This is a genomic window from Pseudomonas sp. FSL R10-1339, assembly GCF_009600545.1.
Classification (GTDB): Bacteria; Pseudomonadota; Gammaproteobacteria; order Pseudomonadales; family Pseudomonadaceae; genus Aquipseudomonas; species Aquipseudomonas bubulae.
Window position 1 is genome coordinate 1 of the sequence record NZ_WIVQ01000152.1, and the last position, 6209, is coordinate 6209.

At 58.9% G+C, this 6209-nt stretch carries 5 protein-coding genes; all 5 read left to right on the forward strand.

Going from position 1 to position 6209, the window contains the following annotated elements; all coding sequences use genetic code 11:
- Positions 1 to 1235 (forward strand): iron uptake transporter deferrochelatase/peroxidase subunit (gene efeB, locus GHO03_RS23325; protein ID WP_153400609.1); only part of this gene is annotated, 1235 nt, incomplete at its 5' end.
- Positions 1236 to 1260: 25 nt separating this feature from the next.
- Positions 1261 to 2085, forward strand: coding sequence for an iron uptake system protein EfeO (gene efeO / locus GHO03_RS23330; protein WP_133144597.1), 825 nt, complete (start codon positions 1261 to 1263; stop codon positions 2083 to 2085).
- 478 nt (positions 2086 to 2563) lie between these two features.
- A complete protein-coding gene (gene arnC, locus GHO03_RS23335) occupies positions 2564 to 3577 on the forward strand; it encodes an undecaprenyl-phosphate 4-deoxy-4-formamido-L-arabinose transferase (RefSeq protein WP_133144596.1) in 1014 nt (337 codons plus the stop codon).
- Positions 3574 to 5565, forward strand: a complete 1992-nt coding sequence (arnA, locus tag GHO03_RS23340; RefSeq protein WP_153326051.1) for a bifunctional UDP-4-amino-4-deoxy-L-arabinose formyltransferase/UDP-glucuronic acid oxidase ArnA — start codon at positions 3574 to 3576, stop codon at positions 5563 to 5565. The genes arnC and arnA overlap by 4 nt, the downstream gene beginning before the upstream one ends.
- Positions 5562 to 6209 (forward strand): 4-deoxy-4-formamido-L-arabinose-phosphoundecaprenol deformylase (gene arnD / locus GHO03_RS23345; RefSeq protein WP_178110356.1); only part of this gene is annotated, 648 nt, incomplete at its 3' end. The genes arnA and arnD, both read left to right, overlap by 4 nt.

Genomic DNA, 6209 nt, shown 5'->3' on the forward strand with positions numbered 1-6209 from the left:
GGGTCTTGTCGCTGCTCGGCGCCCTGAGCTGCCCGGCCATGGCCGCCGCCAACCCGGCCAATGCTCAAGTCACCCAGGCGCCGAGCAGCGACAAGACCCAGGATCATCACGACTTTCACGGCCAGCACCAAAATGGCATTGTCACCCCGCGCCCGGCCGCCGGTATGCTGGTGGCCTTTGATGTACTGGCCACGGACCGCGAAGGTCTCGAACGCCTGCTGCGCACTCTGAATGAGCGCATCGCCTTCCTGATGAAAGGCGGCCCGGTCGCCCAGGTCGATCCGAAGCTGCCGCCGGTGGACTCGGGCATTCTCGGCCCGGTGGTCAGCCCCGACAACCTGACCATTACCGTGTCCGTGGGCGAATCCCTGTTCGATGAGCGTTTTGCCCTGGCCAAGATCAAACCCAAACACCTGAGCCGCATGCAGGGCTTCCCCAACGATGCCCTGGACCCGGCCCAGTGCCACGGCGACTTAAGCCTGCAGTTTTGCGCCAATACCGCCGACACCAATATCCACGCCCTTCGCGACATTGTGAAAAACATGCCCGACTTGCTGCTGGTGCGCTGGAAGCAGGAAGGCACCGTGCCGCCGCAAGCACCGGTCAAGCCCGGCGAGCCGGCGCAAAGTGCGCGCAACTTCCTGGGCTTTCGTGATGGCTCGGCCAACCCCGACTCCAACGACAACACAGCGATGAACCAGATTGTCTGGGTCCAGCCCGACAGTGGCGAGCCGCAGTGGGCGGTCAACGGCAGCTATCAGGCAGTGCGCATCATCCGCAATTTCGTCGAACGCTGGGACCGTACCCCCCTGCAGGAGCAGGAAAGCATTTTCGGCCGCAACAAGGCCAGCGGCGCGCCCATGGACGGTGCCCGGGAGACCGATGTGCCGGATTACAGCAAGGACCCCCACGGCAAGATCACCAAACTTGACGCCCACATCCGTCTGGCCAATCCGCGTACCGCGCAGACACGCAACAGCCTGATTTTACGCCGGCCGTTCAACTACTCCAATGGCGTCAACAAGAACGGCCAGCTGGACATGGGCTTGCTGTTCATCTGCTACCAGCGCGACCTGGAACAGGGCTTTATCGCCGTGCAAACCCGGCTCAACGGTGAACCCCTGGAGGAGTACCTCAAGCCTGTGGGCGGCGGATACTTCTTCACCCTGCCGGGCGTGCGCGACGAACATGATTTTATCGGCCGCTCGCTGCTCGAAGCTGCTACACGCACCTGAACCTCAACCCACCGGAAAAAGTCCCATGAAGAAGACCCCGCTCGCACTGTTCCTTGCCCTGGGCTTGCTCCACACCCCTCTGTCGGCGCTCGCTGCAACCGCGCCACTGGATTTGGTGCAACCCGTGTCCGACTACAAGATCTACGTTACCGAGCAGCTGGATGAGCTGGCCAGCAACACGCAAAAATTCACCGATGCCGTGAAAAAGGGTGACCTGGTCACGGCCAAAAAACTCTACGCCCCGACCCGCGTTTACTACGAGTCGATTGAGCCGATTGCCGAACTGTTCAGCGACCTGGACGCCTCGATCGATTCACGCGTAGATGATCACGAAAAAGGCGTCACTGCGCCTGACTTCACCGGTTTTCACCGCATCGAGTACAGCCTGTTTGCCGAGAACAGTACCCTGGGGCTCGACAAACTCGCAGACGGCCTGAATAACGACGTCAAGGACCTGCAGACCCGCGTTGCCGGGCTGACCTTCCCGCCGGAAAAAGTCGTCGGCGGTGCTGCAGCATTGATGGAAGAAGTGGCCGCCACCAAAATTTCCGGCGAAGAAGACCGCTATAGCCACACCGACCTGTATGACTTCCAGGGCAACGTGGACGGCGCGAAAAAGATCTTCGATCTGTTCCGTGCGCAAATAGAACAGAGCGACAAGGTCTTTGCTGCCAAGGTCGACAAGAACTTCGCCACGGTGAACAGCATCCTGGCCAAATACAAAACTGCCGACGGCGGCTTTGAGACCTATGACAAGGTCAGGGAAAACGACCGCAAGGCCCTCATCGGGCCAGTCAACACCCTGGCCGAAGACCTGTCGACCCTGCGCGGCAAGCTGGGTTTGAACTGATTCAAGGTTTTTCGCAGCGCCAACCGATGTGACTCACGTCACATATCCGCAGGTTGGCGCAGGGCTTTGCCTGAGCACTTGTTACTCATCAGTCATAAAACTTGTGCTGAATCACTGTTCAAAATCGTTCAATCAATGTAAGAATCTTCCCGTTTAAGAAAAGTACTACTGTCAAGTCAGACAATGCTTGGGCGCTGTTAATACTTTCCTGAATAGCACCTGTCTAGCGTTTAGATAGGATGCACTGTTGACCCAACTTTCATAGGTTTTTCACAAGGACGCGTTTAACGTATGCAACAGCAACGAAAGCAATGCCCCAAGACTTTGCAACAAAATCATGTAGATAACGCTTTAGAACGACTTTACCTTTGTTAGAAACAGGCTTTACTCGTAAAGGGCCCGGATCTTTAACGCGCCCTGAGTTTGGTCGACAAAGACATGTCGTCTTGTGCCATTGAAACTGACTGGAACGAATACTTTGAAACCCTACCCAATCCAGTGTGTGTCGATCGTCATTCCGGTCTACAACGAAGAAGAAAGTCTGCCCGAGCTCTTGCGTCGCACAGAAGCCGCCTGCGCACAACTGAGCCAGGCCTATGAAATCGTGCTGGTCGACGACGGCAGCCGGGACAAATCGGCGCAAATTCTCGAAGACGCTGCCGCACGTGAAGGCAGCCCCGTAGTTGCGGTTATTCTCAACCGCAACTACGGCCAGCATGCTGCAATCATGGCCGGCTTTGAGCACTCCAAAGGCGATGTGGTGATCACTCTGGATGCCGACCTGCAAAACCCGCCGGAAGAAATTCCGCGCCTGGTGGCACAGGCTGCTCTTGGGTACGACGTGGTCGGAACGGTACGCAACAACCGTCAGGACTCCGCCTGGCGCCGCTGGCCTTCACGGCTGATCAACCTGGCCGTACAACGCTCCACCGGGGTTGCCATGAGCGACTATGGTTGCATGCTGCGCGCCTACCGGCGCAGCATCGTCGACGCCATGCTCGCCTGCCGCGAACGCAGCACCTTTATCCCGATCCTGGCCAACAGCTTTGCCCGCCACACCACCGAGGTACTGGTCGAGCACGCCGAGCGCGAGCACGGTGACTCCAAGTACAGCGCCATGCGCCTGATCAACCTGATGTTCGACCTGATCACCTGCATGACGACCACGCCCCTGCGCCTGCTGAGCATCATCGGTTTCAGCATGGCAGCACTGGGCGCGGTATTCGCCATTGCCCTGATCATGTTGCGCCTGATCTTCGGTGCAAGCTGGGCCGGCGACGGTACTTTCGTATTGTTTGCGGTGCTCTTCGTGTTTACCGGCGGCCAATTTATCGGCATGGGCCTTCTGGGTGAATACCTGGGCCGCATGTACAGCGATGTAAGGGCACGGCCACGATTCTTTATTGAAAAAATCGTACGCGCCGACTCTGCACCGCCTTCCGTTACAACCAGCACCCCGACTTCCTCTACTTCGACACAGGTTCAATCATGAGTTTGAAAGCCGTTGTTTTCGCCTATCACGATATTGGCTGCACAGGCATCGAAGCCTTGCTCAATGCAGGCTACGAAATTGCTGCTGTATTCACCCATGCTGACGACCCCAAAGAAAACAACTTCTACGGTTCGGTTGCCCAGCTGTGTGCACGCAAAGGCATTCCGGTCCACGCTCCTGAAGACGCCAACCACCCATTGTGGATCGAGCGCATTCGCAAACTGAACGCCGACTACATCTTCTCGTTCTATTATCGCCACCTGCTGGGCGAAGAGTTGCTGGCAAGCGTCAGCAAAGGCGCCTTCAACCTGCATGGTTCCCTGCTGCCACGCTACCGCGGCCGCGCACCGGCCAACTGGGTACTGGTAAACGGCGAAACCGAAACCGGCGTAACCCTGCACCGCATGGTCAAACGCGCCGACGCGGGCGATATCCTGGCCCAGCACCGTATCAGCATCGAGCGTTCGGACACGGCCCTGACCCTGCACGCCAAGCTTCGCGAAACCGCCGCCAAACTGCTGGCCGAGGCCCTGCCACTGCTGCCACAAGGCAAGCTCACCGAAACCCCACAAGACGAATCCAAAGCCACTTATTTTGGTCGCCGCACCCCGGCTGACGGCTTGCTGCAATGGAACCGCCCGGCTGAAGAACTGTTCAACCTGGTACGTGCCGTGACCCAACCTTACCCGGGCGCCTTCTGCGCCGTGGGTGAGCACAAGCTGATTGTGTGGGGCGCCGAAGTGGTTGCCGGCAACCAGGGCCATGCACCTGGCCAGGTCATCAGCTGCGAGCCGCTGCGTATTGCCTGCGGCACAGACTCGCTGGTCATCACTGCCGGTCAGCGCAACGATAACGGTCTGTACCTGAGCGGCCCGCAACTGGCCCGTGAACTGGGCCTGGTCGAAGGTTCGCGCCTGCGTGGTGCTGAGTCCGGCCGCCCGGCACGCCGCACCCGCGTGCTTATCCTTGGGGTTAACGGTTTTATCGGCAACCACCTGTCCGAGCGTCTGCTACAGGACGACCGCTACGAAGTCTACGGCCTCGATATCGGCTCCGATGCTATCGATCGCCTGCGCAGCCACCCCAACTTCCACTTTGTGGAAGGCGATATCAGCATCCACACTGAATGGATCGAATACCACATCAAGAAGTGCGACGTGGTCCTGCCGCTGGTGGCCATCGCAACGCCAATCGAATACACCCGCAACCCGTTGCGCGTCTTCGAACTGGACTTCGAAGAGAACCTCAAGCTGGTGCGCTACTGCGTCAAGTACAACAAGCGCGTGATTTTCCCGTCCACGTCCGAAGTGTATGGCATGTGCCAGGACAAGAACTTCGACGAAGACACCTCCAACCTGATTGTTGGCCCGATCAACAAACAGCGCTGGATCTACTCGGTCTCCAAGCAACTGCTGGATCGCGTTATCTGGGCTTACGGTACCAAGGGCCTGAAATTCACCCTGTTCCGTCCGTTCAACTGGATGGGCCCACGCCTTGACCGCCTGGACTCGGCACGGGTTGGCAGCTCACGCGCCATCACCCAACTGATCCTGCACCTGGTGGAAGGTACCCCGATCCGTCTGGTTGACGGCGGCGAACAAAAGCGCTGCTTCACTGACGTGGCCGATGGTATCGAAGCTCTGGCGCGCATCATCGACAACAAGGATGGCAAGTGCGACGGCCAGATCATCAACATCGGCAACCCGGACAACGAAGCCAGCATTCGTCAACTGGGCGAAGAGTTACTGCGCCAGTTCGAGGCGCATCCGCTGCGTGACAACTTCCCGCCGTTTGCCGGTTTCCGTGATGTTGAAAGCCAGTCTTTCTACGGTACCGGTTACCAGGACGTCAGCCATCGCAAGCCAAGCGTGGAAAACGCCCGTCGCCTGATCGACTGGACACCCACCACCGAGCTGAGCGAAACCATTGGCAAGACCCTGGACTTCTTCCTGCGTGAAGCCATGGTAGAAATCGCGGAAAAACGCTGATGCAAGCTGGACTGCGTATCGATGTCGACACGTACCGCGGCACCCGTGAGGGGGTGCCGCGGCTACTCGAACTGCTCGACGAAGCCCAGATCAAGGCGACGTTTTTTTTCAGCGTGGGGCCGGACAACATGGGCCGCCATTTATGGCGGCTGATCAAGCCCCGGTTCTTCTGGAAAATGATGCGCTCCAAGGCTGCCAGCCTGTATGGCTGGGATATTTTGCTGGCTGGCACCGCTTGGCCCGGCAAACCGATCGGCAAGGATCTGGGGCACTTGATGCGCCAGACCCTTGCCGCCGGGCATGAGGTCGGCCTGCACGCCTGGGATCACCATGGCTGGCAGGCCAATACCGCGCGCTGGAGCGAGGCGCAGCTGATCGAGCAGATCCGCCGGGGTGTCGACACCCTGAGCGACATCACCGGGCAAGCCGTCGAATGTTCGGCGGCCGCTGGCTGGCGTGCCGACGAGCGCGTGGTCCGGGCCAAGGAAACCTTTGGTTTTCGCTACAACAGTGATTGCCGCGGGCACAGCCTGTTTCGGCCAAGGTTGGCCGACGGCAGGCTGGGGGCGCCGCAAATCCCTGTGGACTTACCCACATTCGATGAAGTGGTTGGGCCCGAGCTCAGTGCCGCCGATTTCAACTCA